At 57.1% G+C, this 18817-nt stretch carries 21 protein-coding genes and 2 pseudogenes; 20 read left to right on the top strand and 3 right to left on the bottom strand.

Annotation, left to right across the window (positions count from 1 at the left end; genetic code table 11):
- Window positions 1–11 precede the first annotated feature (11 nt).
- The 14 genes from QMZ65_RS23060 to repA all read left to right on the top strand — a co-directional run bounded on the left by QMZ65_RS23060 (window position 12) and on the right by repA (window position 12417).
- Window positions 12–422 (top strand): hypothetical protein, encoded by a 411-nt coding sequence (locus QMZ65_RS23060; RefSeq protein ID WP_283216796.1) that lies wholly within the window; start codon window positions 12–14, stop codon window positions 420–422.
- Window positions 423–442: 20 nt separating this feature from the next.
- The gene (locus QMZ65_RS23065) at window positions 443–859 is read left to right on the top strand and encodes a hypothetical protein (protein WP_283216797.1); all 417 of its coding nucleotides are present in this window, start codon (window positions 443–445) and stop codon (window positions 857–859) included.
- Window positions 860–946: 87 nt separating this feature from the next.
- A complete protein-coding gene (locus QMZ65_RS23070) occupies window positions 947–1150 on the top strand; it encodes an Hha/YmoA family nucleoid-associated regulatory protein (protein WP_283216798.1) in 204 nt (67 codons plus the stop codon).
- A gap of 444 nt (window positions 1151–1594) precedes the next feature.
- Window positions 1595–1888: a hypothetical protein gene (locus tag QMZ65_RS23075; RefSeq protein ID WP_283216799.1), complete on the top strand. Its 294-nt coding sequence runs from the start codon at window positions 1595–1597 to the stop codon at window positions 1886–1888.
- Between the two features lie 72 nt (window positions 1889–1960).
- Window positions 1961–4096 (top strand): DotA/TraY family protein, encoded by a 2136-nt coding sequence (locus QMZ65_RS23080; protein ID WP_283216800.1) that lies wholly within the window; start codon window positions 1961–1963, stop codon window positions 4094–4096.
- A 66-nt stretch (window positions 4097–4162) separates the two neighbouring features.
- Complete coding sequence (excA, locus tag QMZ65_RS23085) at window positions 4163–4831, top strand: plasmid IncI1-type surface exclusion protein ExcA (RefSeq protein ID WP_283216801.1); 669 nt, start codon at window positions 4163–4165, stop codon at window positions 4829–4831.
- Between the two features lie 103 nt (window positions 4832–4934).
- Complete coding sequence (locus tag QMZ65_RS23090; RefSeq protein WP_283216802.1) at window positions 4935–6149, top strand: secretion/conjugation apparatus DotM-related subunit; 1215 nt, start codon at window positions 4935–4937, stop codon at window positions 6147–6149.
- A 10-nt stretch (window positions 6150–6159) separates the two neighbouring features.
- Complete coding sequence (locus QMZ65_RS23095) at window positions 6160–7269, top strand: thioredoxin fold domain-containing protein (protein ID WP_283216803.1); 1110 nt, start codon at window positions 6160–6162, stop codon at window positions 7267–7269.
- Complete coding sequence (trbC, locus tag QMZ65_RS23100; protein WP_283216804.1) at window positions 7256–9448, top strand: F-type conjugative transfer protein TrbC; 2193 nt, start codon at window positions 7256–7258, stop codon at window positions 9446–9448. The genes QMZ65_RS23095 and trbC overlap by 14 nt, the downstream gene beginning before the upstream one ends.
- A 19-nt stretch (window positions 9449–9467) precedes the next feature.
- Window positions 9468–10106, top strand: a complete 639-nt coding sequence (locus tag QMZ65_RS23105; RefSeq protein ID WP_283216805.1) for a hypothetical protein — start codon at window positions 9468–9470, stop codon at window positions 10104–10106.
- A 217-nt stretch (window positions 10107–10323) separates the two neighbouring features.
- Entirely contained in the window at window positions 10324–10857 is a 534-nt protein-coding gene (locus tag QMZ65_RS23110; RefSeq protein WP_283216806.1) for a phospholipase D family nuclease, read from the top strand.
- A 143-nt stretch (window positions 10858–11000) separates the two neighbouring features.
- Complete coding sequence (locus QMZ65_RS23115; protein ID WP_283216807.1) at window positions 11001–11255, top strand: replication regulatory protein RepA; 255 nt, start codon at window positions 11001–11003, stop codon at window positions 11253–11255.
- Between the two features lie 231 nt (window positions 11256–11486).
- Window positions 11487–11558, top strand: coding sequence for a RepA leader peptide Tap (tap, locus tag QMZ65_RS25410; protein WP_071825190.1), 72 nt, complete (start codon window positions 11487–11489; stop codon window positions 11556–11558).
- Window positions 11551–12417, top strand: a complete 867-nt coding sequence (gene repA / locus QMZ65_RS23120; protein ID WP_283216808.1) for a plasmid replication initiator RepA — start codon at window positions 11551–11553, stop codon at window positions 12415–12417. The genes tap and repA overlap by 8 nt, the downstream gene beginning before the upstream one ends.
- 1432 nt (window positions 12418–13849) lie before the next feature.
- Here repA and QMZ65_RS23125 read toward each other — a convergent pair.
- Window positions 13850–14407, bottom strand: coding sequence for a hypothetical protein (locus QMZ65_RS23125; RefSeq protein WP_283216810.1), 558 nt, complete (start codon window positions 14405–14407; stop codon window positions 13850–13852).
- The gene (locus tag QMZ65_RS23130; protein WP_283216811.1) at window positions 14404–14961 is read right to left on the bottom strand and encodes a methylated-DNA--[protein]-cysteine S-methyltransferase; all 558 of its coding nucleotides are present in this window, start codon (window positions 14959–14961) and stop codon (window positions 14404–14406) included. Before QMZ65_RS23130 ends, QMZ65_RS23125 begins: the two co-directional genes overlap by 4 nt.
- Window positions 14962–15127: 166 nt before the next feature.
- Here QMZ65_RS23130 and def point away from each other — a divergent pair, with 166 nt between their 5' ends.
- Entirely contained in the window at window positions 15128–15628 is a 501-nt protein-coding gene (def, locus tag QMZ65_RS23135; RefSeq protein WP_283216812.1) for a peptide deformylase, read from the top strand.
- Window positions 15629–15676: 48 nt separating this feature from the next.
- Here the strand turns inward: def and QMZ65_RS23140 are convergent, their stop codons facing one another.
- The gene (locus tag QMZ65_RS23140) at window positions 15677–16348 is read right to left on the bottom strand and encodes a DNA-3-methyladenine glycosylase family protein (protein ID WP_283003295.1); all 672 of its coding nucleotides are present in this window, start codon (window positions 16346–16348) and stop codon (window positions 15677–15679) included.
- Between the two features lie 281 nt (window positions 16349–16629).
- On the opposite strand from QMZ65_RS23140, the pseudogene QMZ65_RS25415 reads away from it, so the two are divergent.
- The 5 genes and pseudogenes from QMZ65_RS25415 to QMZ65_RS23160 all read left to right on the top strand — a co-directional run.
- Window positions 16630–16869, top strand: a pseudogene (locus QMZ65_RS25415) (hypothetical protein); the annotation flags it as partial.
- 6 nt (window positions 16870–16875) lie between these two features.
- Window positions 16876–17142: pseudogene (locus QMZ65_RS25420) on the top strand (methylated-DNA--[protein]-cysteine S-methyltransferase); the annotation flags it as partial.
- A complete protein-coding gene (locus QMZ65_RS23150; RefSeq protein ID WP_282981183.1) occupies window positions 17139–17879 on the top strand; it encodes a 2OG-Fe(II) oxygenase in 741 nt (246 codons plus the stop codon). The pseudogene QMZ65_RS25420 and the gene QMZ65_RS23150, both read left to right, overlap by 4 nt.
- Window positions 17880–17886: 7 nt before the next feature.
- Window positions 17887–18525, top strand: coding sequence for a DNA oxidative demethylase AlkB (gene alkB / locus QMZ65_RS23155; RefSeq protein ID WP_283216813.1), 639 nt, complete (start codon window positions 17887–17889; stop codon window positions 18523–18525).
- 134 nt (window positions 18526–18659) lie between these two features.
- A complete protein-coding gene (locus tag QMZ65_RS23160) occupies window positions 18660–18791 on the top strand; it encodes a hypothetical protein (RefSeq protein WP_283216814.1) in 132 nt (43 codons plus the stop codon).
- Window positions 18792–18817: the final 26 nt, after the last annotated feature.

Below are 18817 nucleotides of genomic sequence, written 5' to 3' on the forward strand. Positions count from 1 at the left end.
GGAGAGGGCGCATGCGAAACAAACAGCGTGAAGAAATCCTGATCCGCCTGATCACCCTGCTGGACGATGCACAGCTGGGTGAACGGGGTGAGACCATTTTACACCTGCTGCACCGCGCGCGGCAGGCCAGCCGGGCGCGTGACCTGACGGCCGGACAGCACTGCCTTGATGCCCTGAGCCAGTTGCGTAAAGCCCGTCACAGCCTGCGGGTGGCTGGCGCGTCAGAGCAGGTTCTGACCCCGCTGGACTACGCCGTGGAGCTGCTACAGCCGGTATGCGATGAGGCTCAGGCTCAGCGCGTCCTGTTGATGTCGGAATCGCTGGTATGGCGCGTTCTTCTGCGAATGGTGCTGTTGCCCGCCGGCCTGACGCTGGCCATCGGGGCGGTGGTCTGGAGCACGCGCCATCTGCTGCAGTTTTGAAAGTATCGGGAGGAACCGAAATGTATATCCGGCTGGATGTGTTTGCCGGCCTGCTGAACGTCAGGCCGGGCGAGGTGCTTCACGCCGCCCGAACGGACGGCGTGCTGGACGGCATGACGCTGCCCGCCCGGCGGCAGGTGCGCGGGGCGGCGCTGATGTTCGATCAGGCTGAGGCCGTGTCGTTCGCCGAGCAGTGGCACGCGCGGGAACCGGAAGCGGGACCGGAGGCGTCCGGCGCCCCCCTGATGACGCTCAATGCCGTTGCCCGGGAGGCGGATATCGCCCCGCTGGTGCTGTGGCAGGCGGCGAGTCGCGGAAAGCGCCTGCGCGGCGTGGCGCTGCCCGTGGCCGCGAGAGAGGGCGGCCAGCTGCTGTTTGAGCCGGCGGCGGTGACGAAATTTGTGACCGAGTACCGCAAGCTCCGGCCGGAAAAGTGAATAAACTCAGCCTATTCCCGATATTGCGCACAACCCTTTTGCGGCACTATGCCGCTCCCCCATTGCTGTCTCACTCATGAGAACAAGATGACCCGAACCGAATGGCTTATGAAGTTTCGCCGCTGCCAGTCCCTTGAAACGCTTGAAAAGGTCTATGAACACCTGAGCTACACCGGAGATGCAAAGGAAGCATTTGTGATGACTCAGGCCTATGACCACCGCAAGGCGGAATTTGCCGCCGGCAAACTGTTTGACCGCGTCCCCAAACACGTCTGGCAGTACGTGAAGTAATTCCCGTCTGGCGCCGTCCCTCCCGGACGGCAAGCCCTCAGCCGGTGATCGCCGGTAAGTTAAGGAATTCTGATGAAGTTACGTAAATCACCGCGCTTAGTCGCTATGGTGTGCATACTGGCATGCCTTTTATATCTGGCCTGGCCAGCAATCACAGTCCTCAGAAGTAACGCCTCTGAGGGGGACCTTTCCCTTCTGACGTTAGCCAGTTTTACGAGTTTGCTGCTTATCTGCTGCGGGTACGCTATTAACCTTCTTCTGCTCATGACCGGATTACTGGGCACCTTGCTGTTCATGGTATCCCGCGATCTTTCCAGAGAAATTATCAGGAAGCTCCGTGCCGCTTTCAGCGTTTGTCGTAAACGCTGACATAACCGGTCTTACTCTGCCTTCTGCTTCTTCTTAACTCTTTCGCCGTTAACCTCCTGACCAGAGACCCTTATCATGCTGAACAAAACACTGAGCGTCATCGCCCGGGTGGGCATGGCCGTATTCTTCATTTACGCATTGTGGCCACACATCATTACCCTCCGGGACCACGCAGAGTCGGGGAACATGACACCGGTGGAGTGGATGGTGCTGACTGGTTCTCTGCTCTTCGCCGCCTGCTTTGCGCTGGCGCTGGTTGCCGTCGCGATGCTCGTTGCATTCAGCGTGGTTTCCGCTGCCGTTCGTGCGCTGAAAACGCACCTTGCACTCATCCTGCGCGATGCGGCCTCGCTGCCGTGTGGTCGCTGATAACGCCTTAATAACGCCGCGCTGCGGCCCTCACTTATTCCATCCGGTCAGCTCCTGACCCGCAGGTAATCCATGAAGCTACTGACAAAAATTCAGGCGGCGGCTCTGCTGTGCGCCGCGTCCTGCCCGGCGCTCGCCGACGGCGTGGACTATCAGACCATCAGCGACGCCGCCAGCAAGACCGGAGACCTTTCCCGGCAGGCGCTGGTGATGATATTCGGGGACGTGGTGATTTCGCCGTTCCAGCCCGGGCAGGCCACGCTCATCGGCTCGCTGTTCGCGCTGCTGAACGGCGTGCTGTGCACGGTGGCGCTGGTGTGGTTCCTTATCGTGACGCTGAAAACGCTGTTCAAGGGCGGGCAGGACGGTAAGGTGTTCAGCGCCGGACGCTCGATGCTGCACCCCGTGATGAGCTTTGCCGGCTTTATTACGCTTATCCCCACCGCATCCGGCTGGTCGCTGTCGCAGCTGGTGATGCTGTGGGCGGCCTCCACCATGGGCATCGGCAGCGCCAACCTGCTCACCGACAAGGCCGCCGACATGATAAGCAGCGGCATGTCGCTGGTCGTGCAGCCCACGGCGCCCTCCACGCGATCGGCGGCGCGCGCGGTGTTTGAAATGAACCTGTGCAAGTACGCCACCAACCGCGAGCTGTCCTCGCTGTACCAGGACGGCCAGGCGCGCACGGCGCTGATGGAGACGAAGGGCGGTAACGGCGACTACACCACCGGCAACGGCAGCGCGCTGTGCGGCAGCGCCCGCATCCCGGAGCCGTCATCGGGCGTGCTCGACAGCCTGTTCGGCTCGGCGGTGAACACGGCGAGCGTGACCACGGCGCAGCGTGGGGCGCTGGATACGATGCAGTCCACGCTCGATGCCGCGGCGCAGGCCTATGTCGACGCGTACCTGAGCAAGCGGGACCAGGACACCGGCACGCTGAGCGACCCGGAGACCACGATTCAGAACGCGGCGGCGGCCTATGAAACCACGGTCAACAACGCGCTTAACCAGCTCAATTATCAGGACTCGCTGCAGAGCCAGCTGACCTCGCAGCTTAAAACCTACGGCTGGATTTCGCTGGGCGCCTGGTACAACACATTTGCGACGGCCAACAGCAAAACGAACGAGGTGGCCAACGCGGCCCCGGTGACGTCAGGCGCAAGTCTTCACGGCGAAACGGGCACCGGCGATCTGTATCACCAGGTATTTACGGCCTACCGGTCGCAGGTACAGAACAGCATTTACACCGCGCCGCTGGGATCACAGACGGCCAAGGATGACGGGGCGGCTTCGAACTCAACCGACCCAGATGCAGTTTTTGTAGGATTACTGAAAAGTCCCATTCAGAGACTTACGACTGTTTTTGCAACGGGCATGACAGGAACGGAAGCTAATTTCTCAAATCAGGTTAATCCATTAATTAAAATGCAAACTGTTGGTGACTACACATTAGGCTCTACAGAGTTGGCGCTTACTGCATATGTCACAGCTTACGGCGCAGCTGCTGCTGTTGATCATTCACTAGTTGGGAAGTTTGGTGAGTTAACACAAAACCCAGCAGGAACGATAAAAGATATATTGGGCTTATTATCTCCTCCGTTTTATTTCGTGATGTTGCTGTTATTCGCGGTAGGTTTTTCACTGGCCGTATTCCTTCCCGCTGTACCTTTCCTGTACTGGATGGTCGGGGTATTTAACTGGATTGTCAGCGTCATGGTGGGATGTGCAGCGGGCCCGATGTGGTCTGCAACACACCTAGGAGCTGAAGAAGATAAGGGCAGCCGCAGCGCGTACGGTTATATTTTCCTGATTGATATGATGCTGCGCCCCTCCCTGATGGTTCTGGGGTTCTTTTTTGCATCAGTAGCAGTTATGGCTGGAGGTACGCTTCTAAACATAATGTTTGGTACCGCTGTTGCTAACGCTAACGCCGATTCTTTAATGGGGTTAGTTAAATTGGTTGGGTGGCTAATGATTTATGCCCGCATTGCGACATTCGGCGTCACGCGCGTATTCGGGCTGCAGGCCACGCTGGCTGACTATGTGATCACGTTCCTGGGTGGTGCAGGTATGGCTGGCATCATGGGCGGAATGGTGGATGACGTCAAAGGTATGTTTGCAGCAGCAGGTGGCGGTTCTCGCAGGGCTCCGGGGTTAAAAAATATGCCTAATCGACAGGGCCCATCAAAAGAAGATGGTGTGAAGTAATTATACCTGGCTTTATCTACAGTGGTGCGTATAATTTAAACAGAGGAAAATAGGCAGGAGGATGCCATGAAAAATGTACAGCGTCATGATAACTCATTTGGTTTAGTTTGGACTTTAACTCGTTCAGCTTACTATTACATTGCTCTACCATGTGCCTTGATATTTGCAGCAATAACTCTTGTTGTTGGACTCGGTAGCTCGTACAGATATACGTTATATGCGACAGATTATTTCTTGTTAGGCTTGTTGTGGGCCACTATTTTAGTCCCTCTCACTTATCGCCGACTGAGTCTTAATTCTCGTCGGAAGAAAATAAAAAAAATGGTCACTTTGCTTAGTTCAGTTGAGCGATTCATGCCTAAAAAAGAAATTCTTAATGCAGCTCATGGTAAATACCTTGGAATAGATACTAAAAGCGGAAATATTTTATACATTCACATAGTCAAAAAAGGGTTGGTTGATGTTATTGGCCTAACTATGCGTGACTGGACTAATCGTGAGTTAGAAGGCAGCACATTGCGGCTGTATACGCGAAATATTGATTTACCAGTGTTAAGTATTAATGCTCCTCCTCACATCGCTAAAGAACTATTTGATATTCTTGGCGCAATGGATGGTAATGGCTATTCTGAGTCATTTCCTCAAGAACCCTGGCCGTTACACGTTGGTATCCAGAGCCGCTTTGTGGAATACGAGCACAACGTGGTGGTTCCGCAGGCCGCCAACCTGGCCTGATACACTGACATCCTGACGCTTTTCCTCTGACACCGGCCACGCGCCGGTGTTTTCTTATCTGCAGTCTGACGGGCATCCCGTCTCCGCTTCCGGACACTCTCACATGTACTCCCAACATCCGAACGCCGCCGGCAACAATGAGCCGGCCATGGTGCTGATCACTCTTGGCCTCACGGCGCTGCTGTGCTGGCTCTACTTTGCCGACTTCGTGCGCTGGAGCTGCTGGTTTCTTTACTGGCTGTGGCGCATGGCGGACTTTCCGGCCATCCATCGCTACGCCGCCGAACGCATCAACCTGCTGGCTGCCACCGGCAACGGCGCCGAAGCGGTCAGCCTCAGCGAATGGCAGGGCGTGCTTAACGCCACGGCCGGCATCCTGTTCGTGCCGATGGTGCCGCTGATAGCCGTGACCGGCTGGGCGCTGGCGCGTCATCCGGCTCTGGGCTTTCGCAGCCGTCGCGCGATCGACATTCACTCACTGCCCCGCGTGATGGCCACCTTTGCGCCTTCCGTTATTCCGGTGCTGGCCGGGCATCGCGGCGACGGGCTGATGAACGACAAAACTGCAGAAAACGCCTGGGCGCTGAAGCCCGAAGAGTTTGCGGAGCAGCACGGCCTGATTAATCGCCGGGTGCTGGATCGCGACGCCGCCCGCGCGGTGTTTGACGCGCAGAGCGGCCCGGCCATCACGTCACCGGACCAGTGGCAGCCGCACGAGCGCGCGCTGCTGGCCGTATTCGGGCTGCAGGTGTTTGCGGATGACCGGACGGCCGCGACCACCCTGCTGGACGACCTGAACCGGTCCTGCATGACCCGCCGGCTGTTCCGGGCGCCGGAGTTCCGCAGCGTCCCCGACTGGAAGGTCTCCGAGGCGCAGGTCGCCCGGGTGCTCGCCTGTCCGGGCGTCAGCGAGTGGCTGAAGCGGCACGGCACGGTGCGCTCCGCGCTGGCGGGACTTTACGGCCGCGACCTCAGGCTGCCGCCGGCTCGCTTTCGCTGGCTGAAGGGCTGCGACCGCACGCTGTGGTACGGCCTGCACAGCGCCGACACCGCCAAAGTGTTTGTCGAGGGCGCAGGCATCGTGGCGCAGGCGCGAGCGGAGCAGATGGCCGTGAAGCTGAGCCTGCCCCGCCCACCGCTGATGACGGACGAGGCGATTGCCGGGCTCCAGTACGAGCTTGAATCGCTGGGCCTCGTTTACCCGCGCGATGCCCGGACTCAGCGTGCAAAACCACAGCGCGAGGTGCCGTTCCCGGACGCACTGTATCTGCCCGACGCGGGCGAAAACGAATTCACCGACGGCGCCGGCGTGCGCTGATAAGGAACTGATGATGAGCATGACACGCAGAGAAGGCCCGTTCACCACCGAAATCCATGGCGGCCTGCTGAGCGCCCGCCGCCATACGCCGGAAGAGGGAAGCGGGATGAACGGCGCACATTTCCATACCCGTGCGGTATCAGAACCGCTGTTCATCCTACCGCTGGCAGAGATGCCGTGGTTTGTGATGCACGGTGAGGGCCTGTACGCGCAGAACGCCCGGGATGCCCTGACGCCGCTCTATCGCGGCGATGACGCCGCGCTGCTGCTGCACTGCATTACCGGCCTGCTGACCACTGTAGAGAGTAAGCGCCTGCGCAGCCAGCGGCACCGGAAGTACGGTTATGTCGCGACAGCCCTGATTGTGGCAGGACTTTTGCTTATTAAGCCCGTTGCCCTTTCCGGCCTGATACCGGCTCCTGAAGGCCGTCTGCTCACCACAGTGGATGCGTCGCGCCCCGTTCTGCCGCCACCTGCTGCGGCGGCGCCCGTCGCACCGCCGGTAATGCCGTCCTATGACAATGGCCTGCGCAGCGAACGCCCGGCACCGCAGCCTCCCGTGGCCACGAACGACAACGGCTGGAGCCTGCCACAGAACGTGCGCGCGGAGCTGCCGGGCAATCTTAAAAAAGCCGCGGCACGGGGGCTGTTTACCGTGCCTCTCTCAAGCGGTCACGCGCGCACGATTTACGTGTTTGCCGACCCGGCGTGCCCGAACTGTCAGCGCATGGAGCGCCATTTTGAAACCGCCGCCGGTGCCGTCAACGTGGTGATTTTCCCCGTGACCATTGAGGGCCGTGAGGCGTCGCTGAACGCGCTGACGCCGGTGATGGCACTGCCGGAGGCCGAACGTGCCGCCGCCTGGAAGCAGCTGTTTGCGGCCGATGCTGGCATCGGCGTGCCGGGTGCCGCGCATACCGCGCCGGCGGTGACGGACGAGACGAAGGCCGAAACGGCCCGCGGAGCGATTGGCGTCAACGAGGTGGCCTTCCGGGCCTATCGCCTGCCGGGCACGCCGTGGACGATTTCAGACGACGGACGCTACGTGCCGCAGAGCGTGCTGAGCTCGCCGGCGGCGCTGGCGGCATTTCTGAACGGAGGGGACCATGTCGGACAATAACTCCACGCTGGATAACGCGCGCGTGAACCGGCACGTCGGCCGCTCCTGGCTGACAGATATGTTGAGCGAAGGCGGCACGCTGTTCTGGGCCATGCCGGCGGCGGTGGTCGCCGGTATTATCTGGCCGGCTACGCTGCTGCTGAGCCTGCCGGTGCTGCTGTTCTGGTCGATGATCGTGGCGCCGGCCGGCCGCTGGAAAATGCCGATGCGCATGCCGACGGACATGAACCGCGACGACCCCTCCACCGAACGGCAGGTGCCGGCGAAGGTGCTGGGCTTTCTGCCGGTGGCCAGCATCCGCATTCACACCGGCCGCGCGGCAGGCATCCTGTACGCCGGCTACCTGCGCGGCAAGGACGCGGGGCGGGAGCTGTGGCTGTCGATGGACGACCTGACACGGCACGTGCTGATGTTCGGCACCACCGGCGCCGGTAAAACCGAGACGCTGCTGGGCTGGGTGTTCAACGCACTGTGCTGGGGTAAGGGAGTTATCTTCTCTGACCATAAGGCGCAGAACGACGTGGCGATCGCAATGATGTCCATGGCGCGCCGCTTTGGCCGCGAGGACGACCTGCGCGTGATGAACTTTATCACCGGCGGGACCTCACGCGCGCAGCAGCTGCTGGACAACGTCAAAGGCCGGCCGGAGACCAACACCACCTCCGTGTTCGGGCTGGCGCAGGAGACCTACATCGTCAACCTGATGGACTCCATGCTGCCCAAAACCGGCAGCAGCGGCGGTGAGTGGCAGGAAAAGGCCAAGGCGATGAACCAGGCGCTGATTTTTGCGCTGGTCTACAAGTGCCGCCGGGAGGGCACGACGCTGTCACAGCGCACGATTCAGCAGCACCTGCCGCTGCGCAAAATCGCCGGCCTGTACATTCAGGCGGTGGAGGAGCAGTGGCATGAGGAAATCCGCCACGTGCTGCAGAACTATCTCGACACGCTCTCCGGCTTCGACATCGACAAGGTGGCCACGCCGTCGGAGTGGGACCCGGAGGCGAACCGCCAGCACGGCTACCTGATGCAGCAGTTCACCCGCATGCTGAGCCTGTTTAACGACACCTACGGCCACGTGTTCGCACGCGACGCCGGCGACGTCGATCTGCGCGACGTGGTGCACAACGACCGCATCCTGATTGTGCTGGTGCCGGCGCTGGAGCTCTCCTCCAGTGAAAGCTCCACGCTCGGCCGCCTTTACCAGTCTCAGCTGGCCATGATTTTAAGCCAGGATCTCGGCGAGAAGCTGGAAGGCCGGGCGAAGGACAACATGAAGGTGCGGAAATTCAAAGACCGCTTTCCGCTGCTCTGGATTATCGATGAGGTTGGCGCCGGCTACAGCGAAAAACTCGGCGAACTGGCCACGCAGATCCGCTCGCTGGGCTACTGCCTGCTGCTGGCCGGTCAGGAGGTCCAGCGCCTGAAGACGGCGGCGGGCGACGCGGTCTGGACGCTGATTGCCAACATGGGCGTACGCATCACCGGCAAAATCATGGATCCGAAAGATACGCTGGAAATCCTGCAGCTGATGGCCGGCACAGAGTATCGCGCGCACATGGGCAGCATGGTGCAGCAGGCCGGCATCCTTGGCGGCTGGAACGATGATAACCGCCTGCAGGTGAGCGAGAAGAAAAAGGTCGATGTTGATGAAGTTCAGGCGCTGCAGGAGGGGGAGAACGTCACGCTGTTCAGTGGGAAGGTCATCCGCGGCAGCTCGCTTTACATCAAAGATGCTGACAAGTTTGCGCAGGATGCGGTGAGGATAAACCGGTTCGTTGAGGTGAGCCCGCCCTCGGAGCAGCAGCTGCTGGCTACCATGCCGTTTCGCGAGCGCCGCAGCTACGTACGTGCCGATCGTGTACAGCACATCCTGCGCGTGCTCGATGCGGCACCGGGCCCTCAGGATACTCAGCGCCTGGTGCTGACCGACCCGGCGCTGGCCGCCGTCTGTGAGTTTGACCTGGAGTGCGAATACAGCTGGAAGCGATCGCCGCCGGCCGCGGTGCGCTCCGCGGTTCTCTGGAACATGGTGCTGGCCAGCCTGCCGGTGCGGGGGCGCGGATATAAAGTGCGCCTGCGCGAACCGCGCCTGCTGGGCGCGGGGCGCGAGGCCATCGAGCGCGCGGCGCAGAACTACGTGGCGCCATCACCGCTTAAAGCGGCGTCACAGGAAGCCTGAAAAACGGGAGATCACAGACATGATGACTGAAATCAGGTCCGGCGAACGACGGGCCTCAGAAGAGAATTTCGTGTGCATCCGGGGCTGGCGGCACCTTCATGCGCTTGCCGGGATGGAAGGGCGCCTGATGGTCATGGCGGCGGCCAGCAGAGTGCGTGGCCATCTGACGGAAAGCGAGCGCACCGAAATTGCCTTTACCGGCATCGAATTTGTCCGGGCGGGCTACAGCGTCCGTCCGGCACTGCAGATGCGCTGCGCAATGCTGGCCGCTCGCGTTGAACAGCTGGCCCTGCAACTCGACGGGGCGGAATGGATCTGGGCCGTGGATTATGAGTCCGGCGCCTGGCAGATGGCGCAGGAGAATGAGAACGCCGCAGAGAATATCGTGTTGGAAGGGATCGAGTACCAGCCCGTGCCCCATCGCAGCAATGCCGTCGGCGCGGGGGTGTATGTCCAGGTGGGGGCTTCAGGTGAGCATCATTTCGGTGTTCTTGAGCTGAGCACCGGCAGGCAGGTGGCCATACTTCCGTCGATGAGACTGGCAAGACACGTCGCCAGCTATGCCGTATCGGTCAGCGGCGGGTACGGTGACGTGCTGATAAAAGAAACGTCAGAGAAGCCGACACACCTGAGCTTTGACGCATGGCTGACAGACTGAAGGATCACCTTTCACTTCTGGCCAGCCTGCCGGCACATGAAACCGCTGAGCACCTCAGCGGTTAAAGCTTCCGAATGTTCTGCCGATACAATGGGTAAGGCTGCTCCACAGCCCCTGGCAATGAAATAGTGAAGAATCCATTTGTGTTATATGTGCAGAACCCTTCAGGGGCCTTTTCAGGCCCCTCTTTTTTTTATTTTTTGCTAAGGAATCCGCTATGAAATGCATATCAGGCGCAATCGCTGTGGCGATCGCGCTGAGTTTTGCCACGTCCGTGTCCGCCGCCGCCCCTTCCATTGACGTCGGTTTTTCTCCCGAGGGCAGCGCGCAGCAGCTGGTCCTCCGCACGCTGGATGATGCGCACGAGAGTATACGGCTGATGGGCTACAGCTTTACCTCACCCGAGGTCGTTAAATCGCTGGTCGCGGCAAAGCGCCGCGGCGTAGACGTCAGGGTCGTGGTGGACGAAAAGGGCAACCGCAGCAAAGCCAGCCAGGCGGCGATGAATGTCGTAGTGAATGCCGGCATACCGCTGCGCACCAACGACCAGTACAAAATCATGCATGACAAAGTGATCATCACGGACGGGGAGAACGTGGAGCTGGGCTCATTCAACTACTCGCGCAGCGCGGCAGAGTCCAACTCGGAAAACGCGGTGTTTGTGCGCGGCGTACCGTCGCTGGCCCAGACCTATCAGTCGCACTGGCAGTCACGATGGGACGGCGGGACAGACTGGCATTCGACCTACTGATATCAGACACAAGACTTGCTATACCCCTTTCCTGAGATGCGCGCCAACGCATCTCACACCTCTGAATAAAGTTAAGTCGCTGATTTAAGAGATCTGTAGTATTCTCAGCCAAATTCTCTTTGAATTTAGTGGAGGAGGCAGAGATGTCGCAGTCAGTTAACGCAGTCACTTCCTCATCAGGATCTAAACGCCCTTACCGTAAAGGTAATCCTTTAAGCGCGTCTGAGAAGCAGCAGGCAGCGGTGGCCAGAAAAAAGCTGACGCATAAAGAGCTCAAGATCTTCGTGCGAAATCCGATTAAAGACAGGCTTTTGATTGAGTGTGAAAAGGAAGGCGTGACTCAGGCTGAGTACATTGAGCGTCTTTTGCAACAAGCATTTAATGATACCGATGAATAGGTAATGGTATTACTTTCTTGTCGTATGTCAGTTGAAGTGATAGATTGCAAACCGTAAAGAATTCTGGCGGGCCACGCCGAAAGGTGGCAGAGGACTGGTACTGACTGATTAGTTAAGGCCAGAAAAAACGAAACCCCGATAATCTTCCTCAGTTTGGCGACTAGGTAGAAGACTAACGGGGCCCACTTATTCTGCATAGAAGCTGTTGCTCTATGCGGGGAGTATAGTTTCATGCCCGAAAAACTGCAATACCTTCGGTGCCTGCTCCTTCTGTGCAACATAAGCGCAGGAAGGTTTGAATAAGCAGGTAACTGATAAATCATCATTTTATCGTCAGGTAAAAAACCCGAATCCGGAATTTATCCCGGAAAAAGGCAAAAAAACCCTGCCGTTCTGCGAAAAAATCCGTGAAAAAGCGTTGGGCTTTACGCAGCGCATCGAGTTCCAGGCACTGGTGGCCATGGAAATCGCCCACGGAGCACGCAAGCGCCGTCCGCCTGAACTCCGCATCCGCGCGCTGGAAGCCGCGCTGCAGGCGCTCTGCCACTATTACAACCCGCTGGCCAACCGCGTGGGGGCCTCGCTCACGACCATGAGCATCCGCTGCGGTCTGGCCACGGAGAAAAAGCGCCTCTCGATCACCCGTTTCACCGGCGCCGTGCAGTTCCTGGCGCAGCTGAAGCTCCTCACCTACACCACCGAATACGACAAAGACATCGGCTGTAATATTCCTACGGACATCACCTTCGCGCCGCTGATGTGGCAGGTGCTCGACGTGTCGGAAGAAGCCGTCGCGGCCGCGCGCCGCAGCCGCATCGAGTGGGAAAACCGCCAGCGCGAGAAGAAGGGCCTGCCGCGCGCCGACGCCGGCGAGCTCATCAACGCCGCCTGGGCGTTCGTGCGCGAGCGCTTCCGCGAGTACCAGAAGTCCCGCCGCGAGCACGGCATGAAGCGCCACCGCGCGCGCAAAGACGCGCCGCGCACCCGTAAGGACATCGAGCAGCTGGTCCGCCTGCAGCTTCAGAAAGAGATCCGCCACGAGCGCTTCTTCGGCGGTCTGGACGCGGTGAAAGCCGAAATCGAGCGCCGCGTCACCGAGCGCATGAAGCTTTCACGCGGCCGCTACGCCCGACTGGACGACGATCTGCTGGTCACGACCTGACATCCGCAGAGGCCTCACGCAACTCACTGGCGCAGCCGCGCCGGCGTTCCCCTGCCCGCAATCCGGCCAGAACGGCCGTTATCCCCCTCACTCCGCCCCGTTTTCAGCTATCCGGTTTGCGCCGGAGGCCTTCGCACGTCCGCAGCAAGCCATTCGCATAAAATTCATCCACATCAGCCTCTTACTCCGTCCACCCGAATGAGATCCGGCGCACAGATTTTGCACCGGCGAACTCGTTTTAAAGTTATCCACATTAACCGCGAGAGGCCTGATTTCTTAACTCCTGACCGGATAGTCGGTTAACCGCTGTCCGGCATTTTTCCAAACCGCGCTGTTCCTTTTAAACAACCGATCTTTATTCTTTTAAAGAACTGGTATTACTTACCTTTAAAAATAAAACCTATTCGCCACCCGTCCTGTGGACAGGTGAATAACGACCGCCCTTGCAGCGGACTGCGTCCGCGCCGGTTCGGTTCAGCCGCTTCGCGTCAGAGGTAGCTCCCGCCAGAAGCGGCGGGCATAGCTCCGCAGTTGCAGAAACCCCTCCATTACCGAAGGTAGCCAGCGGCCATACACACCGGCGCAGACTGAGCATCGAGCGAAACCCACCTGAAAAGCGCCGCCGCCCCGGCCCGAAGGGCCGGAACAGAGTCGCTTTATAGATGGATGATGTAACTAGAAAATGGAGCTGCTTTAAGACTGAGGCCTGCGGTTTCTATCTTTCGTCTACGACCATCAGGCTAATGCGCGCCTGAAAGGCCGCTGCTTAAACGGCGTCTGACAGGGAGGGGTTCGGCTTTCGCCATATTTAAGCCTGTAACCGGCTCTGCCGGGCTCACGGCGCCCGATGGCATAAGAGCCGTCCTTAACGATTTCTGGCGCCTCCATGCCGCTCACGCGGCATTCAGGGGCAGGCTGCGCACTGCTCGCCCGCCTCAAAAGCTCAGGCGGGGGATTTAAAGCTGAACTAGGATTGCTGTGTGGCAGATGCTGAAAATTTCTGATTTCACTCTAAATTAAATTACAGGAAGCAGGCCCTGACTTATCGGTTTACAGCCAGAAAAGACTTAACAGTGTAGTCAGGAAGCGATATGAAAGGCCGGGAAGAAGGCGAGACTATGAATCACCCGCATAGTGGCTTAATAAGTATGGTGCATCCATCGGTCGAACTCACAGCCAAAATCAGGCACGTCATAATAATCTGGCCGGAGAAATATTGCTCATTGCGTTTTTCAACATATTCTGGTTTGGTTTGTTATCATCGTTACAGATAACTAATAAAAACATGATAATTAGCCAATCACATAGTGAATTGATTGATGCAATGCTCTAATTATTTAAAAATAACTTAAAATATCAATAACAAACATTTATTCATGCTTTTTATTGGAAGTGGGTGTATTCCTGAACATTATTTAATATAACTGCTCCGTTACCATCCGTTATAAGATTTGATTAAATTCATCCATACAGATAACATTCTTTTATCATGAAGCGTTTTCAGAACATCTCCCAGTGACCACGTGCAGGGTACCCGGCGCAACCATGTTGTATCCTTTATTTTCCCCTGATACAGCCAGATAAGTGTGGCTATCATGATTTGCTGAATCTGCGACCGTTTTCTGTATCCGGCGCGCCATTTTTTCATCTCTTCTGGCTTGACCAATCCCGCCTCGTAGTCGAACGCAGCCGGGGCAATCGTCTGATGCTGCTGACCCGGGCGGTTAAAATCAAAGAAACAGGTCAGATCAAACAAGGTAATGACATTTCTTACCTGACGGTCAAAACTATCGGACTGTTGCGCATACACCTGGTCAGCGTTCAGTTCCTCAGGCAGCCGAAGCCGTTTTCGTTCATCAGACGCTAAACGACTCACTGCCGCAACAAACCATGCCGCCCGACAATCAGTGGCGCCGTCATTCAGACACAGCGTGCCGTCCACTGCGGATACAACCTCCTGAACAGGCAATACGTTATTTCCGGTTATCATTGTGCTTCTCCCAGAGGACGCAGTGGCTCGTTCAAATCAGCGGACATTGCTGACGTAGAACACTCTCTTTCAAGCAGCAACTTTTTACGCCAGTATCCCCAGCGGAAACCCGAGAGAGAACCGTCTTTTTTTACGACCCGATGGCAGGGAATAAGAACGGCAATTGTATTCGCTGCGCATGCCTGGGCGATCTTTTGTGCTTCACGTGGTTGCCCCATCTGCTTTGCCAGTTCACCGTAACTTATCCGCCTCCCTGCCGGGATCTCTCTCAGCAGTGCCCAGACTTTCATCTCAAATTCGCTGCCGGAAGGTGCCAGCGGGTAAGAGAACGTTGCGCCGGGCATATCCATGACGTCCGCCAGTGCTTGTGCGACTTCTCTGAGCTCTGCATCGCTGCGTGTAAAACAGCCTTCCGGATATTTTATCTGCAGGCGGGCTAATCCGTTGTTTATGGAAACGCCTGGCTCAAGCATGACCAGACCTGATTCTGACACGGCGAAAAAAAACTCGCCGAGTGAACTGTCACCAGAAGAATATTGTATTTTCACAGGCATTTCGTATCTCCTTTGCTGTTGTAATCTTATTTTCTCTATTCATTAATAAAACTCACTCGGCTTCTTGCTTTTTGTTTTTTTATATAAAAAGCAAGAAGCCGATATCCATAACTGACCCTCCCTGCCATCTTTACATTCAACTGTACGTCGTGAGGAAAGAACAAAAATGGCCGTAAAAAATATCCGACAGTTTCCGGATCCTGTATTACGCAAGCGGGCTAAGCCGGTTGAAATTTTCGATGAACAGCTCGTTCTTCTGACAGATGACCTTAAAGATACTATGTATCATCATGACGGCATTGGCCTGTCTGCTCCTCAGCTGGGGGTATCGCTCAGGGTGATTGCCATCATGGCTGAAGGGAAACGTTCCGGTGCGATGGTTTTAATTAATCCCGTCCTTAAGTCCGTCAGTCGTCAGCGTTCTACCGAAAACGAAGGTTGCCTTTCGATGAATGCTGTGTGGTGTCCGGTCTCAAGGCCGGTCAGCATAACCTGGTGTGCCCGTGATGTTTATGGCAATCATATTGAGGGTGAAGCTGATGGCTGGCTGGCCAGAGCGATAATGCATGAGACAGATCATCTCAATGGAATATTAATCAGCGATTACCAGCCAGTAAAATTCAGACAAAAAATCAGGCGGGGAAATCCCTCCAGGTTATATAAGTGAAGTGAAGTGAATGCAGATCGCGAGCAGCCTTCTGCGCAGGTTTATTGCTTAACGTCCTGGTCTGGAGGCTTTGAATTCGCGATAGCCAGGCAGCTGCGGTATACGCCAAAGATACCAGGACGCCACAGTCCGGTAAGGCGCGCATTTTTCACTGAGTATCCGGAGTTCCCTCCTGGACAACACACCTTCAGGCGCATAAAGAAAATGCAGCCCCTCTGCGATACCGAAGTCATCAAGCGGCATGATATCCATGCGCTCAAGCGTATAGATAAGCAGCATTTCGACCGTCCATCGCCCGATCCCTTTCAGCGATGTCAGCCGGGCGACAAGCTCCTCATCACTGAGCATGACCGCTTCTTTTCTTCCCGGAACGAGACCGGTCCGCGCCCCCTGCGCTATAGCCTGGAGAGTCGCGACTTTTCGGGTAGAAAAACCGCACTGACGCAGGAGTTCCGGGCTGGCATTCTCAAGCTGAGCTGGTGAAGGAAATGCGGAAGCCTCAGTCATAAACGCCGCGCGCAGCCTGGCGAGAATGGCATCGCCCGCTCTGGCAGTCAGTTGCTGGTAGGCTATAGCGCGTATCAGAGCTTCATAGGGCTCTCTTTCCGGCTTAGCCTGATGACCACATGGACCAACGCGTGTAATAAGGGATGCCCATTCGGGTTGCTTTGACAGCCAGAGAGAGGCCCGTTCGTAAGAAGCTTCACAGATTTCAGACATCGTTATATCTCATTTTACTAAAAGTGCCGCAGCTTACCCGCACCCCATAGTTTTTCATCCCGTTATTTGCTTTCTATTCTTCAGCAGCATTCAGCACCATCGTATATGCGACGCGGACTGCACCGACCGTGAGTGATTTTTTGTTTTATCTGAACGAAAAAGAACTGCCGGAAGCTCATAAAACGAAAACGGCAGATATAAAAAATCAGAAAGCAAGAGCCGGAGAGTTCGCTGAAGGCGCAGAGGCCATACTGTGTTCCCTTAATATGGAGACAGTGAATATGAACACTTCAATCGAAAAAATTCGCTATGCCATCGCACAGTCTGTACTGGGCTATTTCCTTGTGGCCACCAGTGAGAAAGGCGTGTGCGCCATTTTTATGGCTGACGAAACGGAATCACTGCTGTCTGAGCTGAAGCAGACTTTTCCCCGGGCGCAGCTGACAGAAGAGAATCACGCGCTGAGCAGCCTGTCGCAGGACGTGGCGGCATACATCAGTCACCCGGATTCCTCCCGGCGTTTCAAACTGGATGTGCGCGGTACTCCCTTTCAGCAGCGCGTCTGGAAGGCGCTGAGGGCTGTTCCGGCGGGTGAAACACGGACATACCAGCAGATAGCGGGAGAACTGGGTGATAAGGGCGCAGTGCGGGCCGTGGCCGGCGCCTGTGCTGCGAACGTTATCGCCGTAGCAATCCCCTGTCACAGGGTTATCCGTAAAGATGGTTCGCTTTCTGGATACCGCTGGGGTATCGGACGTAAACGTCAGTTGCTCAGTTCGGAGATCGTGCTATGAATCCGGCATTTCCGTTATCTGCGGCAGGTGATGTGCCGTCACGCTGTGAAGCTGTGGACTGGACATTTATCAGACGGGAACTGGATGCCCAGGGGAGCGCTGTTTTCCCCGGCATCCTGACTCGTGAAGAATGCTCAGCCATGGCCGCCCTTTACAGCGAAGGCGACCGCTTTCGCAAACGCGTGGTTATGGCCCGGCACGGATTCGGACGGGGCGAGTATCAGTATTTTCGTTATCCGCTGCCGGACCTGACGCAAACGCTGCGTACGCAACTTTATCCGGGCCTCGCCGACATCGCTAATACGTGGCAGGAAAAACTCGGTCTGACAATACGCTACCCGCGCGATCACGCCGAGTTTTTGTCTCGATGCCGGGATGCCGGACAGCAGAAGGCGACCCCGCTGCTGCTTGAATATCACAACGGAGATCATTGTTGTCTGCATCAGGATCTTTATGGTGAACACGTTTTCCCGCTGCAGGTCGTGATCCTGCTTTCCGAACCCGGGCGGGATTTTGAAGGCGGCGAATTTATGCTTACCGAACAGCGCAGCCAGATGGCGTCCCGGGCTGAGGTTGTGCCCCTGAGGCAGGGAGATGCCGTTGTTTTTGCTGTCAATCAGCGACCGGTAAAAAGCGCAAGGGGCTATGCCAGAGTGGCTATGCGACATGGCGTAAGCCGGCTTCACAGGGGAACCCGCCATACGGCCGGGATCATATTTCATGACGCCCAGACCTGAGACCTCTATGACACAGCTATCTTCTTCCGGTAACGAGCTCATCCAGATGAGCGAAGGCGCAGTGATTCTCAAAGGATTCCTGCTTAAACATGAGCAGGAACTCCTGCGCAATCTTGAACGTATTACTGACCTGTCCGCATTCAGGCACATGGTCACGCCTGGCGGGTATCGCATGTCAGTAGCCATGACCAACTGCGGGCCGCGCGGCTGGGTAACCGATGAACGGGGATACCGTTATTCTGAGACCGATCCTGAGACGGGGCATGCCTGGCCTGAAATGCCCGCCCTTTACAGCCAGCTGGCCCGGCAGGCCGCCGCTGTCGCGGGCTATCACGACTTCTGTTCCGATGCGTGTCTGATCAACCGTTATATACCGGGTGCCAGATTGTCTTTGCATCAGGACAAAGACGAAAAGAACTTTACTCATCCCATCGTCTCGTTTTCGCTGGGGCTGCCTGCCACGTTCGATTTCGGCGGGCGAACACGCAGCGCTCCCGTTACTCCCTATCTTCTTGAGCATGGGGACGTAGTGGTATGGGGGGGGCCTTCGCGGATGTTCTACCACGGCATCCGGACGCTTAAAAAAGGTCACCACGAACGGATGGGGAGTCAACGTATCAACCTGACATTTCGCCGCGCACACTGAGGCGCGGGTCAGGAACAACAGGAAGCATAATGAGCAATACTAATGGAGCCCGCCACGCCGGGTGCGCAGCCAGCCCTGACAGGCCGGCTGTATATCAGATGACGGCTCCTCTCGGCCAGGAGCGGCAGACCGCAATGGACGCAATGAAGACGTACACTGACGCGGGACTGGCTGAATGGGTCTGTCATGGCAACTGCCCGCAACTGCACTTTACCGACGGACGTATTTATATTTTCGGTCCTTATGGCGTAACCCGGCTGGCCTGAAAAAATTAAAAAGCAAAAGACGGAGT

This window comes from Pantoea sp. EABMAA-21, assembly GCF_030053335.1.
GTDB lineage: Bacteria > Pseudomonadota > Gammaproteobacteria > Enterobacterales > Enterobacteriaceae > Pantoea > Pantoea communis.

Coding starts and splice junctions, on each gene's coding strand:
- QMZ65_RS23110 (WP_283216806.1), top strand. CDS start 10,324: ATGAAATGCATATCAGGCGCAATCGCTGTGGCGATCGCGCTGAGTTTT.
- QMZ65_RS23060 (WP_283216796.1), top strand. CDS start 12: ATGCGAAACAAACAGCGTGAAGAAATCCTGATCCGCCTGATCACCCTG.
- QMZ65_RS23140 (WP_283003295.1), bottom strand. CDS start 16,348: ATGTCTGAAATCTGTGAAGCTTCTTACGAACGGGCCTCTCTCTGGCTG.
- trbC (WP_283216804.1), top strand. CDS start 7,256: ATGTCGGACAATAACTCCACGCTGGATAACGCGCGCGTGAACCGGCAC.
- QMZ65_RS23075 (WP_283216799.1), top strand. CDS start 1,595: ATGCTGAACAAAACACTGAGCGTCATCGCCCGGGTGGGCATGGCCGTA.
- QMZ65_RS23095 (WP_283216803.1), top strand. CDS start 6,160: ATGATGAGCATGACACGCAGAGAAGGCCCGTTCACCACCGAAATCCAT.
- QMZ65_RS23080 (WP_283216800.1), top strand. CDS start 1,961: ATGAAGCTACTGACAAAAATTCAGGCGGCGGCTCTGCTGTGCGCCGCG.
- QMZ65_RS23070 (WP_283216798.1), top strand. CDS start 947: ATGACCCGAACCGAATGGCTTATGAAGTTTCGCCGCTGCCAGTCCCTT.
- alkB (WP_283216813.1), top strand. CDS start 17,887: ATGACACAGCTATCTTCTTCCGGTAACGAGCTCATCCAGATGAGCGAA.
- QMZ65_RS23125 (WP_283216810.1), bottom strand. CDS start 14,407: ATGATAACCGGAAATAACGTATTGCCTGTTCAGGAGGTTGTATCCGCA.
- QMZ65_RS23160 (WP_283216814.1), top strand. CDS start 18,660: ATGGACGCAATGAAGACGTACACTGACGCGGGACTGGCTGAATGGGTC.
- QMZ65_RS23090 (WP_283216802.1), top strand. CDS start 4,935: ATGTACTCCCAACATCCGAACGCCGCCGGCAACAATGAGCCGGCCATG.
- QMZ65_RS23105 (WP_283216805.1), top strand. CDS start 9,468: ATGATGACTGAAATCAGGTCCGGCGAACGACGGGCCTCAGAAGAGAAT.
- QMZ65_RS23115 (WP_283216807.1), top strand. CDS start 11,001: ATGTCGCAGTCAGTTAACGCAGTCACTTCCTCATCAGGATCTAAACGC.
- QMZ65_RS23065 (WP_283216797.1), top strand. CDS start 443: ATGTATATCCGGCTGGATGTGTTTGCCGGCCTGCTGAACGTCAGGCCG.
- QMZ65_RS23150 (WP_282981183.1), top strand. CDS start 17,139: ATGAATCCGGCATTTCCGTTATCTGCGGCAGGTGATGTGCCGTCACGC.
- excA (WP_283216801.1), top strand. CDS start 4,163: ATGAAAAATGTACAGCGTCATGATAACTCATTTGGTTTAGTTTGGACT.
- def (WP_283216812.1), top strand. CDS start 15,128: ATGGCCGTAAAAAATATCCGACAGTTTCCGGATCCTGTATTACGCAAG.
- QMZ65_RS23130 (WP_283216811.1), bottom strand. CDS start 14,961: ATGCCTGTGAAAATACAATATTCTTCTGGTGACAGTTCACTCGGCGAG.